Here is a 17,801-nt window from a genome sequence, read left to right as displayed (position 1 = left end):
TACGATCCTCAGCCTTCGATAATCCCGAGCGCCCGCGCCTCGTCGAGCAGCAGGTCGACGACCCGTTCGGGCGCCTCCTCGTGGGCAAGGTGGCCGAGGCCGCGCACCAGCGCCACCCGCGCATCGGGCAGGCGCTTGGCCAGGGTGAAGGCGGTGTCCGGCGCGATCGCCTTGTCCTCGCTGCCGACGACGAGCAGGCAGCGCGGCCCGAGCCGGGACAGGTCGCGGTGCAGCCGTTCGAGGTTCCAGTTCGCCATCATGCCGAGCGCCCCACGCACATGGCCCGGCCGGGCGAAGAGACGCCGGTAGAGATCGAGCCCGGCCGGATCGAGGCGCGAGCCGGTTCCTTCGATCAGCCGCCGCACCGCCGCGCGGTCGGCGGTCCAGGCGAAGAGGCGGGGCGTGAACGGGTTGAGGAACAAGAGCCGCGCCATGCTGGGAAACAGCAGGTTCGCCGCCCCCGGCAGGGGGGCGAGCGCCCCGTTGAAGGCCACGAGCAGGCGGGGCGAGGCGAGACCGTCGAGGGCCATCCGCGCCAGGATGGCCGCCCCAGCGGAATGCCCCGCCACGATGACCGGCGACAGGCCAAGCGTGGTCATCAGCGCGGCGACGGCCTTGGCCATGCCGGGCAGAGAGAGAGTGCCGTCCGGCAGTGGATCGGTGAAGCCATGGCCCGGCAGATCGGGCGCGATCACCCTGAAGCGCCCGGCCAGCAGCGGCGCCAGCCCGCGCCAGGAATGGTTGGCCGCTCCCGTGCCGTGGAGCAGGAGCAAGACCGGCGCCTCGGCCTCACCGAATTCCTGGATGTGCCAAGTCAGGCCACCGGCCGTCACGAAGCGGCTCGCCGCCCGGTGCGGCCAATCCTGCCCGTCTTCGGCCCAGACGGGCCGGTCGGGTTTGTCGAAGCTCAGCACGGGGGTCTCGCAGAATGCGCCGGTCGGTGAGGGCGAGTTTGCGGCATCGCACCATAGCGGAGCAAGCCGACAAGGCGATGCGCTCTATCGTTCAAAGGCTGAAGTATTTCGCAAATAACAATAATTCCATGCAGCGACCGCATGCCACCGCTGACGTGCCGCACCTTGTTGCGCTGCGGGATGGGGCGCAGTCTGCCGGTGTCGAACAAGAACATGTCACCCCAACTCAGGAGCAGGTCATGATACCTCTCGTCCCCACCGCCCAGCACACTGCCGAGAGCTTCGCGGGCTGGAACTTCGCCGCCATGATGCGCGGTGTGTTCTCGTCCTGGATCGCGCATCACCAGCGGCTGGCCGATCTCGGCATCGTCGTCGAGTAAGCGCCTCACCGGATCGCTCTGACGGCCGCGCCGATGGCGCCGCCGTCGAGACGCGGCAGGGCAAGGTATCGGGCGGCCATCGCGTCTGCCATAGGCTTCGCGCCGCCGCCCCGGGCGCCGGTATCGACCACCAGCGCGGGAAGCCCCGCCTGACGCAGGGCGCGAGCCGCCGCCAGCGCCTCGTCCCCGGCCTTGGCCCGTCCGCCCGTGCCGTCTCGGCCGACATTGGCCCGCCCATCGGTCAACACCACGACGACGGCATTGCCCCCGCCCCGGCGCACGTCGAGCGCCACGGAGAGGGCCGCGTCGAGCCCCGCCGCGAGCGGCGTGCCGCCGCCACCGGGAAGTCCCGCAAGGCCGCGCTTCGCCCGCGTGAGCGAGCGCGTCGGTGGCAAGACAAGATCCGCCCCCCTGCCCCGGAAGGCCACCAGCGCGACCCGGTCCCGGCGCACATAGGCTTCGGCCAGGAGAGCTTCCACGGCGCCCTTTGCCTCCGCGAGCCGTTCGAGGGCGGCCGAGCCCGAAGCATCGACGCAGAACACCGTCGTCGTCTCCACCCGTCGCCGCAACTTGCGGATGCGGAGATCGTCCTTGCGGACCTGCAGGCGCCCTGCCTGTCCCCCCCGCAGGGTCTGCCAGGGGGCGGCCGCACGCAGCGTCGCCAGCAGATCGAGCCGTCCTCGGCGCGGGTCTCCGGCCCGGTGGCCGACCGGGCGGCCGGTGCGAGCAACGGCTTCCGGCCTCCCGCCCCGGCCCGCCCGGGCCTCGGACCGGCGCAGACCTCCGGCCAGCAGTAGATCGAGCAGGCGCGGGGGAATGGCCGCCCGCACCGCATCGAGGACGACATCCTCCGGCGGCGCGGGCTCGCGCTCGTCGCGCTCCTGGTTCTCACCCGGCGGCGTCTCCTCGCGCTCGCTCTCCTGGGCCGGTTCCGGCGCGGGTTCGGGTAGGCGCTCGGCGCGCGGAGCGAGTACCAGACGTGCGGCCGTAACGGTCGCGCCGGGGAGGCCCACTTCCGCGAGAGCCCGCGCCGCGCGCAGGGCCAGGATCGGCGCGCGCGGCGAGGCGATGCCGAAGGCTGACGCGAGGGTGCAGAGCATCTCTACCGGATCGTCCTCGCTCCCAGCTTCGGTAACCTCCGGGGACACCGCGTCCGCCAGGGCGAGGCGCGGCGGCACCGCGTCGAGATCGAGGCGGAAGGCCAGCCGGTCGGAGAGGGCGGTGGGGGCGGCCTCGTCGTCACGGCCTTCGTCCAGCAAGACGAGGCCGAAACGGGCGGGCGCACCCTCGGGTCCGGCCCGTCCGGTATCGAGGGCGGCGGCGAGGCGTGCGGCGATGCCGGGCTCCAACCGCTCGGCCATGGGCACGACGATCACCCCGCCATCCGCCGCCGCGAGGAGGCCGGTCTGGGTCACGGGCCGTCCGGCCGAGAGGGTCGCGGCGAGGTCGAGCCCGCCGAGCAGCCCTTCGTCGCCGATGCCGGGGGGCATCCGGCGAAGGGGCGCGCCGGGGTTCAGGGCCACGCGCAACCGGTCGAGCCAGGCGTCGCGCACCGGGCCGGGCGCGGCGCGGAGAGCGACGCCGCCGAAACCGTGCGGGTCGGAGGCGAACAGCCGGAGGGCGAGGAGGGCGTCGGCCCAGATGCGGTCGGGCGCGGAGCCCGTCACGCAAACACCTCGGCCAGCGCCCGTTCGACCCGCACCGTCGAGCCGGATTCGTCCAGCGGGTTGCGGCGCAGGCGGTGGCGCAGGGCGGCCGGGGCGATCCGGCGGAGATGATCGTCGGTTACGGTCGTGGCGCCGTCGAGGGCGGCGAGCGCCCGGGCGGTGCGCATGAGGGTCAGTTCGCCACGCAGACCATCGGTGCCGAGGGCGAGGCAGAGGCGTGCCGCCTGTTCCAAGGCGGCATCGGGCACCGTGACGGAGGGGAGCCGCTTCCGCGCCGCCTCGATCCGCTTGCGGATGGCGGCGTCGTCCTTCGCATGGGCGGCGCAGAAGCCGTCCGGATTGCGCTCGTAGGCGTCGCGGGCGCGGACTACGGCGATGCGGGTGGCGATGTCGGTCGGCGTGGCGACCTCGCAGGCGAGGCCGAACCGGTCGAGCAGTTGCGGGCGCAACTCGCCCTCCTCCGGATTGCCCGAGCCCACAAGGACGAAGCGCGCCGGATGGCGCAGGGACAAACCTTCGCGCTCCACGGTGTTTACGCCGGAGGCCGCCACGTCGAGGAGCAGATCCACGAGGTGGTCCTCCAGAAGGTTCACCTCGTCGATGTAGAGGAAGCCCCGATTGGCGCGGGCGAGCAGGCCCGGCTCGAACGCCTTCACCCCGGCCGACAGCGCCCGTTCCAGATCGAGGGTGCCGACCACCCGATCCTCGGTGGCGCCCAGCGGCAGGTCCACCACCGGCACCGGTTTCTTTTGGCTCTTGCGCGGGCCGCCTGCCGCGCAATGCGGGCAGAGGTCGGCGGGGCTCGCGGGGTCACAATTGTAGGGGCAGCCGATCACCGCCGCCATGGGCGGCAGCAAGGCGGCAAGCGCCCGGATCGCCGTGGACTTGCCTGTGCCGCGATCTCCGAAGACCAGCACGCCGCCCACCGCCGGGTCCACCGCCGCGATCAGCAGCGCTTGGCGCATCTCGTCCTGGCCGACGATGGCCGAGAAGGGGAAGGTGGGCACGTCGGTTCCAGGTTCGGGTCTAGGGACGGGTCCATCGCTACCCGTCTTTGCGAGCGAAGCGAAGCAATTGAGGGACGTGCCACCATGGGTGGCGTCCCGCTGCACTGGGTCGCTTCGCTGCGCTCGCGATGACGGCGTGGGGATAGAGACGGTTCGTCCCTACTCCGCCGCCTTCTGCCGAAGGCCGATACGACCCCAGATGGTGGTGAGGGCATCGACCAGATGCGCCACATCCGCATCCGTGTGCAGGGGCGAGGGCGTGATGCGCAGGCGCTCGGTGCCGCGCGCCACGGTCGGGTAATTGATCGGCTGCACGTAGATGCCGAACTCGTCGAGCAGCGTGTCCGAGATCGCCTTGCAGAGCACGGGATCGCAGACCATCACCGGCACGATGTGGCTCTCGTTCGGCATGGTCGGGATGTCGGCGGCTTCCAGCGCCGCACGGACGGTCGCGACGCGCTCCTGATGCCGGGCACGCTCGGCGCCGCTCTCCTTCAGGTGGCGGATCGAGGCCGCCGCGCCCGCCGCCACGGCCGGGGGCAGCGAGGTGGTGAAGATGAAGCCCGAGGCGAAGCTGCGGACGAAATCGCACAGCTTCTCGGAGGCGGTGATGTAGCCGCCATGGACGGCGAAGGCTTTGCCAAGCGTCCCCTCGATCACGTCGAGCCGGTGGGCGACGCCGTCTCGCTCGGAGATGCCACCACCGCGCTCGCCGTACAGGCCGACCGCGTGGACCTCATCGAGATAGGTCAGCGCGCCATGCTTCTCAGCCACGTCGCAGATCTCGTCGATCGGGGCGATGTCGCCATCCATCGAATAGACCGACTCGAAGGCCACGAGCTTCGGCCGGGAGGGGTCGATGAGGCTGAGCTTACGGTCCAGGTCTTCCGGATCGTTATGGCGAAAGATGTGGCGCTCAGCCCGGCTGAACCGGATGCCCTCGATCATCGAGGCGTGGTTCTCGGAATCCGAGAAGACCGCGCAATTCGGGAGCCGAGAGGCGAGCGTTCCGAGGGCCGCCCAGTTCGAGACGTAGCCCGAGGTGAAGAGCAGCGCAGATTCCTTGCGGTGCAGGTCGGCGGCTCGCGCTCCAGAAGCACGTGGTAATGGTTCGTGCCGGAGATGTTGCGGGTGCCGCCCGCGCCCGCGCCGCAGCGATCCAGCGCTTCGTGCATGGCGTTCAGCACGCTCGGGTGCTGTCCCATGCCGAGATAATCGTTCGAGCACCACACGGTCACGGGGCGGGTGCCGCCGCCATGGTGGTGGGTCGCATGGGGGAAGCGGCCGGCGTGACGCTCCAGATCGGTGAAGACGCGGTAGCGTCCTTCGCGATGGAGGCCGGCGATCTCGGCGCCGAAGAAGGCCTCGTAGTCCATTCCTCTACTCCCCGGTTGCCGCAGGTTCGGCCCGCTTATGTCGTTATGCTCTAGCCGTTCAAGAACTCGCATACGACGAATTCCAAATCGAGGGGTGCAAGGCTTCCGCCTGAGCGAAAACCGTCCACCGTGGATTAATCCGGCGCGCCTCGCGCGCCGTCGAGGCTCCGCCCCGGCAGGCTCCAGCGCCAGAGGGCGGCGGAGGGCAGCGGGAGCATGAGGAACCAGTGTTCCAGCGTCGCGAGCGCCATCAGCGTGGCGAGCACGGTGAAGCCGATCAGCTCATGCTCGAGAACCGTATCGGACAGCGCGGCCCGCCCGAGCAGGGCGGCGGCGGCGGTGCCGAGGGTGACCGAAACCGGGAAGAGCCGGTTCATCGGCGCCCGTGTGAGGTAGCAGGCGAGATAGCCGAGATGGTCCGGCAGGAACTCGGAATGGAGGTTGCGCACCCCCAGGAACAGGTTCAGCCGGGCCGAGAGGTTCATCACCACGAGGGTGGCGTAGGTCCACAGGGCGAACTTGTTCGGCTGGCCCCAGACCAAAGCGAGGATCGCAAGCCCGCCGATCACGATCGCGAATTCGTGCCAGAGGCTCGTGGCGAGCGCGGCGAAGAAGCGCTCGCTTCCCCGGTACGAGGGCGGGCAGGCCACCGGGCGCGGGCCCGAGATAAAGCCCATGTAGTAGCTCATCTCCTGCCAGCCCCAGACGATCAGGGCGGCGGTGAAGGCCATGTAGGCTCCGCCCGTCCCCGTGTCGCCCGCGCTCGTCCGCACCGCCACCAGCGCCCCCGCGAGCAGCAGCGTCGCCGCCGCCATGCTCCAGGGATGGGTGCGGCGCGGAGCGTGGTCGAGCAGCAGGATCACCCCGGTGGAGAACCACCAGAGCACCACCGCATAGACCATCGGGGCGGCGTAGGTCGCCATTCTACCAGACCGGTTGCAGGCGGATGTCGGCCGGAAGGGCGTTGGCCTTCACCGGCAGCACGTAGAGGCGCGCGAAGGTGAGCGCGGCGCCGACGGCGTGGGCACCCTGTGCGAGCTTGCCGCTGAGGCCGCCCTTCGCCTTCGCCGCCGCGATGCCGCGGCTGTGGGCCAGCAGCCTGTCGAGCCCCGCCCGAAACTTCGGGTTGTCGATGTCGAGTTCGAGCGGGAAGGTCTGCTTCGAGATCTCCGAGGTGATGCGGAAGACCTTGTAGTCGTAGTCGGACGGGTCGACCCCCAGCGCCGCGTGGAAGGCGGGGCGGTGATGGTCGCGGACATACATCGTCGCGAAGACGGCGAGCAGGAAGAAGCGGATCCAGTAGCGGTTCACGCCGCTCGTCAGCTTCGGGTTCGCACGCATCAGCAGGGCGAAGGCCTCGCCATGGCGGAACTCGTCGTTGCACCACTTCTCGAACCATTTGAAGATCGGGTGGATGCGCCGCTCGGGATGCTTCTCCAACTCCCGGTAGATCGTGATGTAACGGGCATAGCCGATCTTCTCGGACAGGTACGTCGCGTAGAAGATGAACTTCGGCTTGAAGAACGTGTATTTCTTGGTCTTTGTCAGGAAGCCGAGATCGACGCCGATCCCGAAATCCTTGAGCGTGTCGTTGATGAAGCCTGCGTGGCGCGCTTCGTCGCGGCTCATCAGGCCGAACAGCTCCTTGATGTCCTTGTTCTTCGCGCGCTTCCTCATCTCGGCGTAGAGCACGCAGCCCGAGAACTCGGCGGTGATCGAGGAGACGAGAAAGTCGAGGAATTCCTTGCGTAACTCCGGCTCCATGGCCGAGAGGTCGCAATCGAACTCCTCGTTGCGGGTGAAGTGGCGCTTGTTCGGGTCGGACTTCAGCTCCGCGATCAGCACGTCCCAATCGCGGCGAACCGGCTCGACGTTGGTGCGATCCAGTTCCTCGAAATCGGTCGTGTAGAAGCGTGGCGACAGGAAGGTCGTCTCCTGCGCGGCCTTGGTCGATTCGTTGATCGGCATCTTCGGGACGGGAGCGGTCACAGCGTCCTCCGTTCGGAAAAACTGACCTCGTAGAGTTCGGTCAGTTCGAGATGGGCGATGAGCTTGGTCCAGGCACGCTCCAGCGCACCCGCGCGGGTGACGGTGGCGGTGCGGCGCACCGTGAGGCGCTCGCCGTAGGGCACCTCGGTCGGCGCGTCGTGCACCTGCACCTCGTCGCCGGGCTCGATGTCGAAGCCGGCATCGAGGGTGACATGCGCGTGCAGGCTCTCGGGTGTGTTCTCGAGTTCGACGGTGCAGGGCACCGTGACGGTGCGGGAGCCGGGCCAGCCCATCAGCGGGTCTCCGTGACAGGAGCGCCCTGACCCGGCAGCAGCCGGGCGAAAGAAAGGGCGTTGGTGGAGCCGAAGGCCTCCAGGGGCACGTGCCGCCCGGTGGCCTCGTCGGCGAGGTCGAGGCGGCCGTCGTCGAAGCGGGTCAAGGTGAAGGGCGGTTCGCGGCCGAGCCCGTCGCGCTGCCGGGCCTGGGCGAGGCCCCGCAACGTACCGCGCAGGAAGCCGTCCTCTCCGGGCTTGATCCAGGCGACGATGCGGCTGTCGGCGGCGTCCCGCAGGGCGATGGAGCCGTCGGCCTGATCCTCGGCGCGGAAATCGAGCCGGGCGATGGCCTTGGCGGCGGGAAGCTGGGTCAGGCCCACGCCCTCGCCCCGGCCGATGGCCACGGCGAGCATCGTGAAGCCGAGGAGCGCACCCGCGCCGATCAGCAGCAGCGCCGGCACCGGCCCGGACGCACGCCCTGGGATCGCTCCGCTCATCCCCCCTCCCTTTTTATTCCGCCGCCACCAGGCGCGGGGCCTGCGGCGTGGGCCGCATGACCACCACCGGCTGGACCGGTTGCCCGTTCTCGGCGAAGGCGGTCATCGCCTGAACCAGAAGACGGGTGACCGACTCGGCGTGTGGCACCGAGCGCAGCATGGGCTCGGTCCGCGAGACATGCCAGGGTCTCGCATGCGGCCACAGTTGAAGGTAGGCGATCCGCACCCCCGGCCGCAACCTCAGCGGAATGTCGCCGCTGTCGTCCGAGAAAGCACGCAGTGCGCCGTTCTCGATCTGCGCGAAGGGCAAGTTGCGGGTCACCGGCAGGGCAATGCCGGTGTGGAACACCACCCGCTTGTCGGTGATCGTGTAGACGGTGGTGCGGTGGGTAAGCCACGACAGCACCCACAGCACCGCGAGGCCGAGTGCCCCGGTGAGCATGATCGCGCTGCCGATCATCACGGCGCGGCTTGGTGAACCCGCGCTCGCGGCGAAGATGCAGGCCCAGCCCACGAACCAGAGGGCGACGATGCGGGCGTGGAACACCCGCACGAAGACGCCCGTCGTCGTCGGCGCTCCCTGCCAGAGCAGCCGCTCATCGCGTGGGAGCGGACCAGGCAGCCCGCGCAGGGTGCCTTCGGGGAGGAAGTCGTCGCCACTCATAGCAGCGGCTCCGCGCGCTTCGGCGTCGCGTAGAGTGTCCCCGCGCCGAAATACGACATGATCCGCTCCTCTTCGAGGAAGGTCACGGATTCGGGGTTCTTGGTCGTCGGGATGTCCGCGAATTGCGAGGCGAGCAGAGCCTCGGACTTCACGGTACGGGTGAACCCGCCCGCTCGGCAGAAGACCGACGGCATCAGGCGCCGCGACCCATCGGTCAACTCGACCTCGTAGTAGCGGACCAGGGACTCACCCCGGTCGACCCAGAGGTCGGCCACGACGCCCGCCACCGCGTTGTCGGTGCCGAACACCGTCATCCCGATCGGGTTCGGGCCCGCCTCGTGGACGACGAAGTTCGTCGCCACCCGCAGGGGCACGAGGCGATCCACCCCCTCCCAGGTCTTGTCGGTGACGTCGTGACGGTTGACGTAGGAGCCGGGGCCCACGCCCGCCGCAAGCGAGCCGTCCGTCCGCTCGTAGGGCGCGCCGGGCCACGGCTCGACCTTTCGGGCGGGTATGCCGGTCTCGATGTCCCGGCGGCCCTGCATCGCCTGAGGCGCGAAGGTGGTCTCGCCGCCTGCGAGATGGAAGCTCTTGGCGGTGGGGATCAGGAAGGGGTTGGGCGAGTGGCGCAGGCCCACCGCCTCGTCCTCGAGAGGGTAGCCCTCGCGGCGGTCTTCCCGGCGCAGGTAGAAGACCAACCCCGCGAAGAAGAGGAAGAACGCGTAGAGCACGACCTGCGCGACGTCGACGTATCCGGTCAAGGCACCTGTGGGCATAGGATCCTCCCCCTGGTCTCAGGCGGTTCTCTCGATGAGACGGCGGCGCTCGCTGCTTCGCACCAGCGGCCCGAGGGCCACGAGGGCGGCGAAGAGCAGCGCGATCTCGATGTGGTAGACGATGAGGTAGCCGATGGCGGGCTCGTTCATCCCCTCGCCGAGGATGCCCGTCTGGGCGATGGCCGCGCCCACGTCCCGGACGATGCCGCTGGCGGCGATGGACAGCCCGGCGGCGGTGGCCTGCACCGCTCCCCAGGCGCCGAGCGCGAGACCGGTATCCTCCGGGCCCGCCTTCTCCATGGACGCGGTCAGCGTTCCGTGGGCGAAGAGCCCGCCGCCGAGGCCGATCAGGCTGACGCCGACGGCGAACAGGTTCTGCGAGGCGAGCGGCGCGGCGAAGACCACCGCCGAGAAGGCGAGGATGCCGATCCCCGCGCCCGCCGCCGAGACGCGGAACGGATCCCCGCCCCGGTTCAGCCAGCGTGCCGCGAGGAGAAGGCCGAGGCCGCCTCCCGCCGCGAGCATCGCGGTGAGCGCGGTGGTCGCCGCCACGGGCAGGTGCAGGATCTGGCCGCCATAGGGTTCGAGCAGGATGTCCTGCATCGAGAAGCCTGCCGTGCCGAGGCCGATGGCGATCAGCCGCCGCCGGGCATGGCCGGTGCCGGCATAGGCCCGCCAGGAATCCGAAAAGGTCTGGCGCGGCGCGTCGCGGCTGCGGTTCGGGTCGCGCGGCTCCTGCTTCCACAGGGCGAGGCCGTTCAGAACGATGGTGACGAGGGCGGCGCCCTGGATCACCTGGATCAGGCGCACCTGCGAGAAATTCGAGAGGGCGAGGCCGAACACCACCGCGCTCGCCATCATCCCGGCCAGCAGCGCGGCGCAGAGGAGAGCCACCACCTTCGGCCGGGCATGGGCGGGAGCGAGATCGGTGGCCAATGCGAGGCCGACCGTTTGGGTGGTATGAAGCCCCGCGCCGACCAGCAGGAAAGCCAGAGCCGCCGCCACGTCGCCGACCCAGAGCGGTCCGGTCGTGTCGCCCGACAGGATCAGCAGGGCGAAGGGCATGATGGCCAACCCGCCGAATTGCAGCAGCGTGCCGAACCAGATGTAGGGAACCCGCCGCCAGCCCAGCACCGAGCGGTGCGTGTCCGACCGGAAGCCGACCAGCGCGCGCAGGGGCGCGAAAATCAGCGGCAGGGACAGCATCACCGCCACGATCCAGGCGGGCACGCCCAACTCGACGATCATCACCCGGTTCAGCGTGCCGATCAGCAGCACGGCGGCCATGCCGACCGTGACTTGGAACAGGGCCAGCCGCAGGAGCCGCCCCATGGGCAGTTCGACCGTCGCCGCATCCGCGAAGGGCAGGATCGCCGGGCCGAGGCGCATGAGGGCGTGGGTTAGCTTCATCGCGTCACGCTCCGCGTCAGCGCGATAGCGTTCGACAGATAGAAGCCGCTGTTCACCCGGTGGCTGCGCGTCCAGGTGAAGGCGTGGAGGGCGGGTTCGGCGGCGATGCGGCGCTTCAGGCCGCGTTCCGTCACCGGCACGATCGCCGGAGAGCGGTCGCCGCGGGGAAAGAGCTTGCCGGCCGCATGCATCACGGTGAGCAGCGCGGTGCGCGGCGCCACGGTGAACAGGACCGAGCCCTCCGTGCGCTCCCCGAGGCGGGCGAGCGCGCGGGCGATGTCCGCCGGGCGGTAATGGATCAGCGAGTCCATCGCGACCACGTGGTCGAACCGGCCGAGGCCGGGATCGAGCATGTCGCCCACGCGGAAATCGATGCGCCCGGCACCGACGATCTGCGGCAGGCGCTCCTGCGCCAGCCCGATCAGCGTGGGGGAGACGTCGATGGCGACGACTTCGGCGCCCCGCCGTGCGGCCTCGACGGCGAGCGCGCCCGTGCCGCACCCGGCATCGAGCAGGCGTTGGCCGTTCATGTCGGCGGGGAGCCAGGAGAGCAGCATGCCGCGCATGGCGTCACGCCCGGCCCGCACCGTCGCGCGGACCTTGCTGACCGGCGCGTCCGAGGTCAGGCGCGACCATGCCTCGACGGCGGTGCGGTCGAAATAGGTGGTGAGTTCGCCCCGGCGGGCGTCGTAGCTGGCGCTGCTCATCAGTCGAACCCGAGGAACTCGAACAGGTCGCGGTCCTTCATCGGCTGCGCCTCGCAAGGCTCGCCGCCGGCCCAGAGGGTCTCGGCCAGCCGCATGTATTCGGCGGTCACGGCGTCGAGCCAGGCGAAGACTCCATCTCGAACAGCGTCGACTTCTTGAGGCGCGAGCGGCGCACCACGTCGAGGTCGGGGAAGTGGGCGAGGCGCTTTAGGCCGACCGCGTCGTTGAACCGGTCGATCTCGTCGGTCTTGGCCGAGCGGTTGGCGATGACGCCGCCGAGGCGCACGCCGTAGTTCTTCGACTTGGCGTGGATCGCGGCCACGATCCGGTTCATCGCGAAGATCGAGTCGAAGTCGTTGGCCGTGACGATCAACGCCCGGTCGGCATGCTGGAGGGGCGAAGCGAAGCCGCCGCAAACCACGTCGCCCAGCACGTCGAACACCACCACGTCGGTGTCCTCGAGCAGGTGGTGCTCCTTCAGGAGCTTCACCGTCTGGCCGACCACGTAGCCGCCGCAGCCGGTGCCCGCGGGGGGCCCCCGGCCTCGACGCACATGACGCCGTTGTAACCCTCGACCACGAAGTCCTCGACCCGCAACTCCTCCGAATGGAAGTTCACGGATTCCAGCGCGTCGATCACCGTCGGCGCGAGGCGCTTGGTCAGGGTGAAGGTGGAATCGTGCTTCGGATCGCAGCCGATCTGCAGCACGCGCTTGCCGAGCTTCGAGAAGGCCACCGACAGGTTCGACGAGGTGGTCGATTTGCCGATGCCGCCCTTGCCGTAGACGGCGAAGACCTTGGCGGTCTCGATCTTGAGATCGGGATCGAGGGCGACCTGCAGGCTGCCCTCCTCTTTCCGCGCGGGGACCGGGTTGCGGATGGCGATGTTCATGCGGCCACTCCTGGGGTCACGCCTTCGAGCCGGTCCTCCAGTTCCTCCTCCGCCCGGTCGAGGGCGTCGCGGGTCTCCGCGTCGGGGGTCCAGAAGCCGCGCTTGTGTGCCTCGATCAGCCGTTGGGCGACCTTGGCCGAAGCAGTGGGGTTGAGGGAGGCGATGCGCTCGCGCATGGCCGGGTCGAGGACGAAGGTCTCGGTGATGCGCTCGTAGATCCAGGGCTGCACCGCGTTGGCGGTGGCCGACCAGCCCACCGTGTTGGTGAGATGCGCCTCGATCTGGCGAACGCCCTCGTAGCCGTGGCCGAGCAGGGGCTCGTACCACTTGGGGTTCAGCATCCGGGTGCGGGTTTCCAGCGCGACCTGCTCCGGCAGGGTGCGCACCCGGCCTTCACCGCGGGTTTGGTCGCTGATGTAGATCGGGACCGCCTCGCCCTTGGCCCGGGCCACGGCGCGGCCCATGCCGCCGAGCCCGTCGAAGTAGTGATCGACGCTCGTCACCCCGACCTCGACGGAATCGAGGTTCTGGTAGGCGAGATCGACGGAGGCGAGCACCGCCTTCATCAGGGCCCGCTGCGGCGCGGGCTTGCCGGTGCGGCTATAGGCGAAGCTCTTGCGGCGGGAGAACGCCTCGCACAGCTCGTCCTCGTCGTCCCAGGCGCCGGAATCCACGAGGTGGTTCACGTTGGCGCCATAAGCGCCTTCCGCGTTCGAGAAGACCCGGAGCGCCGCCGTCTCGATGTCGCAACCCTGCTCGGCCTGGATGGCCAGCGCGTGCTTGCGGACGAAGTTCTGCTCCACCGGTTCGTCGGCGGTCGCCGCGAGGAAGGAGGCCTCCGCAATGAGCTTGGTCTGCAACGGCAGCAGATCACGGAAGATGCCCGAGAGGGTCACGACCGCATCGATGCGCGGGCGGCCGAGCGTGGCGAGCGGGATCAGTTCGGCGCCCGCGAGACGGCCGTAGCCGTCGAAGCGCGGGGCGGCACCGATCAGCGCCAGAGCCTGGGCGATGGGGCCGCCCTCGCTCTTCAGGTTGTCGGTGCCCCAGAGGACGATCGCCACGCTCTCGGGAAGCGGCTTGCCCTCCTCAGCGTGCCGGGCCAGCACGCGGGCCACCTGCCGGGCGCCGTCCGCGACCGCGAAGGCCGAGGGAAGGCGGCAGGGATCGAAGCCGTGGATGTTGCGCCCCGTCGGCAGGATCGCCGGGCTGCGCAGCAGGTCGCCACCCGCGACCGGCGGCACGAAGCGGCCATCCAGTGCGGTGAGGATGCCCGCCACCTCATGATCGGTGGAGAGCAGCGCGTTCGTCTGCACGAGGCTCGCGAAGGCGGCGCGCATCTCGTCATTCGCGGGAAGGCCGGACAGGTGCAGGGCCGCTTCGGCGCCCTCCCCGGCGACCAGGGCGGAGATCGCCGCCGGCGCGGGCTTCAGCCCGTGCGAGGCTTCCGCTACGGCGGCGAGGAGGTCGGAACGCTCTTCGGCGGGGACTCCCTCGCCGACCACGTGCAGGCCGTGCGGGATGAGGGTCTGTTCGAGTTCGTTCAGCGCGAGCCACAGGGCGGAGACACGCCCCGTGAGATCGCCGTTCCAGGCTGGCTCGGCGGCCACGAGATCGACCGCCGCGCCCTGGGCCTGGATCAGCGTGGCGAGGTCGGCCCGTTCGGCGACCGCCTCGGCGTCGAGGCCACGGAAGCGCTCGATCGAGCTCTTGAGATCGAGGAGGCCGCGATAGAGCCCCGCCGCCGCGAGGCTCGGCGTCAGATAGCTCACCAGCGTTGCGGCCGAGCGGCGTTTGGCCAGCGTCCCCTCTGAGGGATTGTTGGCGGCGTAGAGATAGACGTTCGGCAGGGCGCCGATCAGCCGCTCCGGCCAGCAGGATTCCGACAGTCCCGTCTGCTTGCCGGGCATGAATTCGAGCGCCCCGTGGGTGCCGAAATGCAGCACGACATCAGCGCCGAAATCCTCGCGGAGGTAGCGGTAGAATGCGCTGAAGGCGTGTGTCGGAGCGAAGCCGCTCTCGAAGAGCAGCCGCATCGGGTCGCCCTCGTAGCCGAAGGCGGGCTGGACGCCGACGAAGACGTTGCCGAACTGCGCACCGAGCACGAACAGGCCCGCCCCGTCGCTCTGGTGGCGTCCCGGCGCCGGGCCCCATTGCGCCTCGATCTCGGCGAGGTGCTTTTCCCGGCGAACATGGTCCTCGGCCGGGATGCGGGCATGGACGTTGGCCTGTGTGCCGTAGCGGCTCGCATTGCCGGTGAGGATCGCGTCGCGCAGGGCATCGACGCTCTTAGGCACCTCGACCGTGTAGCCGTCCGCTTTCATGCCCTTCAGGGTGTTGAGCAGCGAGGCATAGACCGACAGGAAGGCGGCGGTGCCGGTGGCGCCCGCATTCGGCGGAAAGTTGAACAGCACCACCGCGACCTTGCGCGCGGCCTTCTGCGTCCGCCGCAGGGCGATGAGGTTGGCGACGCGCTCGGCCAGCTGCGCGACCCGCTCGGGATGGGCGCGCATGTCGCGGCTATTGTCGGCGCCGGAGGCGACGGAGCGCCCGCCGAACACGCTCGGCGCGGTGGCGCCGTCGAGTTCGGGGATGGCGACCATCATCGTCGCCTCGACGGGCGAGAGGCCGCGCGCCCCGGCTTCCCACTGCTCGATCGTCTGGAATTCCAGGGCGTGGGCGGCGAGGTAGGGCACGTCGAGCCGCGCGAGCGTCGTCTCGGCCGCCTTGGCATCGTTGTAGGCGGGACCGCCGACCAGCGAGAAGCCGGTGAGCGAGACCAGCGCGTCGATGGCCGGGCGCCCATCGCGCATGAAGAAGGCATCCACCGCAGGGCGGTTGTCGAGCCCGGCCGCGAAGGCCGGCACCACGTCGAGGCCCTTGGCCTCCATGGCTGCGATGACGCCGTCGTAATGGGCGCTGTTGCCCGCGAGCACGTAGCTGCGCATCAGGAGCAGGCCGACCCGGCCCTTCGCGCCTTGGCGACGGGGCAAGCGGGACGCATCCCCGCCGACGCGGCCCGGCATGCGCGGGTGGTACAGCCCGGTCTCGGGGTAGTGCAGCGGCACGGGAGCGGCGGGTAAATCGCGCCAGGCCGCCCGCGCGCCCGTCGCGTAGCGCTGGACGAGGAAGTGGATCAGAGCGGCGACGTTCTCGTCCGAGCCTGCGAGCCAGTATTGCAGCGTCAGGAAATAGGCGCGCACATCCTGGGCCGAGCCGGGGATGAAGCGCAGGATTTTTGGAAGTTTTCGGACGAGGGCCATCTGCCTCGCGGCATTGCCCTCGGCGCCCGGCTTGCCGCGCAGCTTCTTCAGGAAATCGAGGGCGCTGCGCTTCGTGCCGCTCATATCGAAGCGGTTGAGTTTGGTGGTCTTCACCACCTCGCCCGCCGAAAGGCAGCCGACCATGGCATCGCACGCCTCGCGGCGAGCCAGCAGCGACGGCAGGATCGCGCGGACATGCTCGTCGAGGAACAGCATCGCGGACAGCACGATGTCGGCGCGGGCGATGTCGGCCTTGGCCGATTCGAGGGCGGCGGGGTCGTTGTCCCACTCGGCCGCCGCGTGGAAGCCCAGATGCAGGCCCGGCATCTCGCGCCGGAGGCGGACGCGCGCCCGCTCCACCGCGCTCGCCAAGTGATTGTCGAGCGTGACGATGACGACGCGAATGTCTGGCCTAGCGGCCGAAATGCGCTTTTGCATCGTACAGGGTCTCGAGGGTGATGAGCGGAAGCCGCCGCTCGCGGGCGAATGTCTCCGTGTTGCTGCGCGCCTTCCCGCGTACGAAGAACGGGATCTTCTTCAGTTCCTTCTCGGCGTCGGGCGCCCAGGTGAGGACGATCGGCTGAGGGGATTCGGAAACGGGTGCCGGTGTCGGAGGGGAGGATGCCGGCACCCGTTCCACGGCGTCGGGCGCCACCGCCGGCTTGCCGCCGAGGTGGGACGGCCCAACGCCATCGTGGAATTCGGGGTCCTCCCGGAACATCCCCAGGAGGTGCTCTTCGAGGCCCATCATCAGCGGATGGACGAGGGTATCGAACAGGACGTTGGCGCCTTCGAAGCCCATCTGCGGCGAGTGGCGGGCGGGGAAGTCCTGCACATGGACCGGCGCCGAGATCACGGCGCAGGGCAGGCCCAGCCGCTTGGCGACATGGCGCTCCATCTGCGTGCCGAGCACCAGTTCCGGGGCCGCCGCGCGGATGGCCGCCTCGACGTCGAGGTAGTCGTCCGAAATCGTCGCCTCGATGCCGTGAGCCTGCGCTTCGGCGCGGACCTCGCGGGCGAATTCGCGGGTATAGGTGCCGAGCCCGACGAGCTTGAAGCCAAGTTCCTTCGATGCGACCCGCGCCAGCCCAAGGGCATGGGTGGCATCGCCGAAGATGAAGACGCGCTTGCCCGTGAGGTAGGTCGAGTCGACCGAGCGCGAGTACCAGGGCAGGCGGGAGCCCTCGCTCTCAAGGACCGGGGCGGGATCCACGCCAGCGAGCGCGGCGACCTCGGCGATGAACGCCTTGGTGCCGCCGACTCCGATGGGGATTTCCTTGGTGAAAGGCTGCCCGAGGGCGCGCTTCAGATGCTCGGCGGCCGAGCGGGCGGTCTCGGGATAGAGCACGACGTTGAAGTCGGCCGCGCCGAGCCGGGCGAGATCGGCGGGGCTGGCGCCCAGCGGCGCCACCACGTTCACGTCGATGCCGAGATCGGCGAGGAGGCGGCGGATCTCGATCAGGTCGTCCCGGTGGCGGAACCCCAAAGCCGTCGGCCCCAGGATGTTGCAGAGCGGGCGGCTCCCGGCGGGCCGCTTCTCGACCGCGCCTGAGAGGGCGCGGACCAGCCGGTAGAAGGTCTCCGACGCGCCCCAGTTCTCCTTCTTCTGATAGGCCGGGAGTTCCAGCGGAATGACCGGCACCGGCAGGTCCAGCGCCTTGGCAAGCCCGCCCGGATCGTCCTGGATCAACTCGGCGGTGCAGGAGGCGCCGACGATCATCGCCTGGGGCTGGAAGCGGGCATAGGCCTGGGCGCAGGCGGTCTTGAACAACTCGGCCGTGTCGCGGCCGAGATCCTGCGCCCGGAAGGTCGTGTAGGTGACCGGCGGGCGGTGGTCGCGCCGCTCGATCATCGTGAACAGCAGGTCGGCGTAGGTGTCGCCCTGGGGCGCGTGAAGCACGTAGTGCAGGCCCTTCATGGCGGTCGCCACGCGCATTGCGCCGATGTGGGGCGGGCCTTCGTAGGTCCAGAGGGTGAGCTGCATC

The 17,801-nt window shown here is 69.8% G+C and carries 14 protein-coding genes and 2 pseudogenes; 1 reads left to right on the top strand and 15 read right to left on the bottom strand.

What is annotated here, in order from left to right:
• Positions 1-8: 8 nt before the first annotated feature.
• A complete protein-coding gene (gene bchO / locus ACFQE0_RS16615) occupies positions 9-914 on the bottom strand; it encodes an alpha/beta fold hydrolase BchO (protein WP_378971595.1) in 906 nt (301 codons plus the stop codon).
• A 239-nt stretch (positions 915-1,153) separates the two neighbouring features.
• Here bchO and ACFQE0_RS16610 point away from each other — a divergent pair, with 239 nt between their 5' ends.
• Entirely contained in the window at positions 1,154-1,294 is a 141-nt protein-coding gene (locus ACFQE0_RS16610; RefSeq protein ID WP_378971592.1) for a hypothetical protein, read from the top strand.
• A gap of 5 nt (positions 1,295-1,299) precedes the next feature.
• On the opposite strand, the gene ACFQE0_RS16605 is transcribed toward ACFQE0_RS16610, so the two are convergent.
• The 14 genes and pseudogenes from ACFQE0_RS16605 to bchB all read right to left on the bottom strand — a co-directional run bounded on the left by ACFQE0_RS16605 (position 1,300) and on the right by bchB (position 17,800).
• Positions 1,300-2,961 carry a magnesium chelatase subunit D gene (locus ACFQE0_RS16605; RefSeq protein WP_378971590.1) on the bottom strand — a complete coding sequence of 554 codons (1,662 nt, stop codon included), beginning with the start codon at positions 2,959-2,961 and terminating at the stop codon, positions 1,300-1,302.
• Positions 2,958-3,968 (bottom strand): magnesium chelatase ATPase subunit I, encoded by a 1,011-nt coding sequence (bchI, locus tag ACFQE0_RS16600; RefSeq protein WP_378971587.1) that lies wholly within the window; start codon positions 3,966-3,968, stop codon positions 2,958-2,960. Before bchI ends, ACFQE0_RS16605 begins: the two co-directional genes overlap by 4 nt.
• Positions 3,969-4,127: 159 nt before the next feature.
• Positions 4,128-5,344: pseudogene (hemA, locus tag ACFQE0_RS16595) on the bottom strand (5-aminolevulinate synthase).
• A gap of 134 nt (positions 5,345-5,478) precedes the next feature.
• Positions 5,479-6,267: a putative photosynthetic complex assembly protein PuhE gene (puhE, locus tag ACFQE0_RS16590; RefSeq protein WP_378971584.1), complete on the bottom strand. Its 789-nt coding sequence runs from the start codon at positions 6,265-6,267 to the stop codon at positions 5,479-5,481.
• 1 nt (position 6,268) lies between these two features.
• Entirely contained in the window at positions 6,269-7,312 is a 1,044-nt protein-coding gene (gene acsF / locus ACFQE0_RS16585) for a magnesium-protoporphyrin IX monomethyl ester (oxidative) cyclase (protein ID WP_378975518.1), read from the bottom strand.
• Positions 7,313-7,329: 17 nt separating this feature from the next.
• The gene (locus tag ACFQE0_RS16580) at positions 7,330-7,626 is read right to left on the bottom strand and encodes a hypothetical protein (RefSeq protein ID WP_378971582.1); all 297 of its coding nucleotides are present in this window, start codon (positions 7,624-7,626) and stop codon (positions 7,330-7,332) included.
• The gene (gene puhC / locus ACFQE0_RS16575) at positions 7,626-8,105 is read right to left on the bottom strand and encodes a photosynthetic complex assembly protein PuhC (RefSeq protein WP_378971579.1); all 480 of its coding nucleotides are present in this window, start codon (positions 8,103-8,105) and stop codon (positions 7,626-7,628) included. The genes ACFQE0_RS16580 and puhC overlap by 1 nt, the downstream gene beginning before the upstream one ends.
• Positions 8,106-8,118: 13 nt before the next feature.
• Complete coding sequence (gene puhB / locus ACFQE0_RS16570) at positions 8,119-8,769, bottom strand: photosynthetic complex putative assembly protein PuhB (protein WP_378971577.1); 651 nt, start codon at positions 8,767-8,769, stop codon at positions 8,119-8,121.
• Positions 8,766-9,545, bottom strand: coding sequence for a photosynthetic reaction center subunit H (gene puhA / locus ACFQE0_RS16565; RefSeq protein ID WP_378971574.1), 780 nt, complete (start codon positions 9,543-9,545; stop codon positions 8,766-8,768). Before puhA ends, puhB begins: the two co-directional genes overlap by 4 nt.
• Before the next feature lie 18 nt (positions 9,546-9,563).
• The gene (locus ACFQE0_RS16560) at positions 9,564-10,955 is read right to left on the bottom strand and encodes a BCD family MFS transporter (RefSeq protein ID WP_378971572.1); all 1,392 of its coding nucleotides are present in this window, start codon (positions 10,953-10,955) and stop codon (positions 9,564-9,566) included.
• Positions 10,952-11,662, bottom strand: coding sequence for a magnesium protoporphyrin IX methyltransferase (bchM, locus tag ACFQE0_RS16555; protein WP_378971570.1), 711 nt, complete (start codon positions 11,660-11,662; stop codon positions 10,952-10,954). The genes ACFQE0_RS16560 and bchM overlap by 4 nt, the downstream gene beginning before the upstream one ends.
• A pseudogene (gene bchL, locus ACFQE0_RS16550) lies at positions 11,662-12,553 on the bottom strand (ferredoxin:protochlorophyllide reductase (ATP-dependent) iron-sulfur ATP-binding protein). The gene bchM and the pseudogene bchL overlap by 1 nt, the downstream one beginning before the upstream one ends.
• Positions 12,550-16,254: a magnesium chelatase subunit H gene (locus ACFQE0_RS16545; protein WP_378971568.1), complete on the bottom strand. Its 3,705-nt coding sequence runs from the start codon at positions 16,252-16,254 to the stop codon at positions 12,550-12,552. The pseudogene bchL and the gene ACFQE0_RS16545 overlap by 4 nt, the downstream one beginning before the upstream one ends.
• Positions 16,229-17,800 (bottom strand): ferredoxin:protochlorophyllide reductase (ATP-dependent) subunit B, encoded by a 1,572-nt coding sequence (bchB, locus tag ACFQE0_RS16540; RefSeq protein ID WP_378971565.1) that lies wholly within the window; start codon positions 17,798-17,800, stop codon positions 16,229-16,231. The genes ACFQE0_RS16545 and bchB overlap by 26 nt, the downstream gene beginning before the upstream one ends.
• Position 17,801: the final 1 nt, after the last annotated feature.

It is taken from the genome of Methylobacterium komagatae, from assembly GCF_042661665.1.
Lineage (GTDB): Bacteria > Pseudomonadota > Alphaproteobacteria > Rhizobiales > Beijerinckiaceae > Methylobacterium > Methylobacterium komagatae.
The sequence above is the reverse complement of the archived record's forward strand: the minus strand, read 5'-3'. Positions and strand labels throughout refer to the sequence as shown.

What these genes read in the sequence shown, in the direction of transcription:
- ACFQE0_RS16610 (WP_378971592.1), top strand. Translation starts at nt 1,154, where the DNA reads ATGATACCTCTCGTCCCCACCGCCCAGCACACTGCCGAGAGCTTCGCG.
- puhE (WP_378971584.1), bottom strand. Translation starts at nt 6,267, where the DNA reads ATGGCGACCTACGCCGCCCCGATGGTCTATGCGGTGGTGCTCTGGTGG.
- acsF (WP_378975518.1), bottom strand. Translation starts at nt 7,312, where the DNA reads ATGCCGATCAACGAATCGACCAAGGCCGCGCAGGAGACGACCTTCCTG.
- ACFQE0_RS16580 (WP_378971582.1), bottom strand. Translation starts at nt 7,626, where the DNA reads ATGGGCTGGCCCGGCTCCCGCACCGTCACGGTGCCCTGCACCGTCGAA.
- puhC (WP_378971579.1), bottom strand. Translation starts at nt 8,105, where the DNA reads ATGAGCGGAGCGATCCCAGGGCGTGCGTCCGGGCCGGTGCCGGCGCTG.
- puhB (WP_378971577.1), bottom strand. Translation starts at nt 8,769, where the DNA reads ATGAGTGGCGACGACTTCCTCCCCGAAGGCACCCTGCGCGGGCTGCCT.
- puhA (WP_378971574.1), bottom strand. Translation starts at nt 9,545, where the DNA reads ATGCCCACAGGTGCCTTGACCGGATACGTCGACGTCGCGCAGGTCGTG.
- ACFQE0_RS16560 (WP_378971572.1), bottom strand. Translation starts at nt 10,955, where the DNA reads ATGAAGCTAACCCACGCCCTCATGCGCCTCGGCCCGGCGATCCTGCCC.
- bchM (WP_378971570.1), bottom strand. Translation starts at nt 11,662, where the DNA reads ATGAGCAGCGCCAGCTACGACGCCCGCCGGGGCGAACTCACCACCTAT.
- ACFQE0_RS16545 (WP_378971568.1), bottom strand. Translation starts at nt 16,254, where the DNA reads ATGCAAAAGCGCATTTCGGCCGCTAGGCCAGACATTCGCGTCGTCATC.
- bchB (WP_378971565.1), bottom strand. Translation starts at nt 17,800, where the DNA reads ATGCAGCTCACCCTCTGGACCTACGAAGGCCCGCCCCACATCGGCGCA.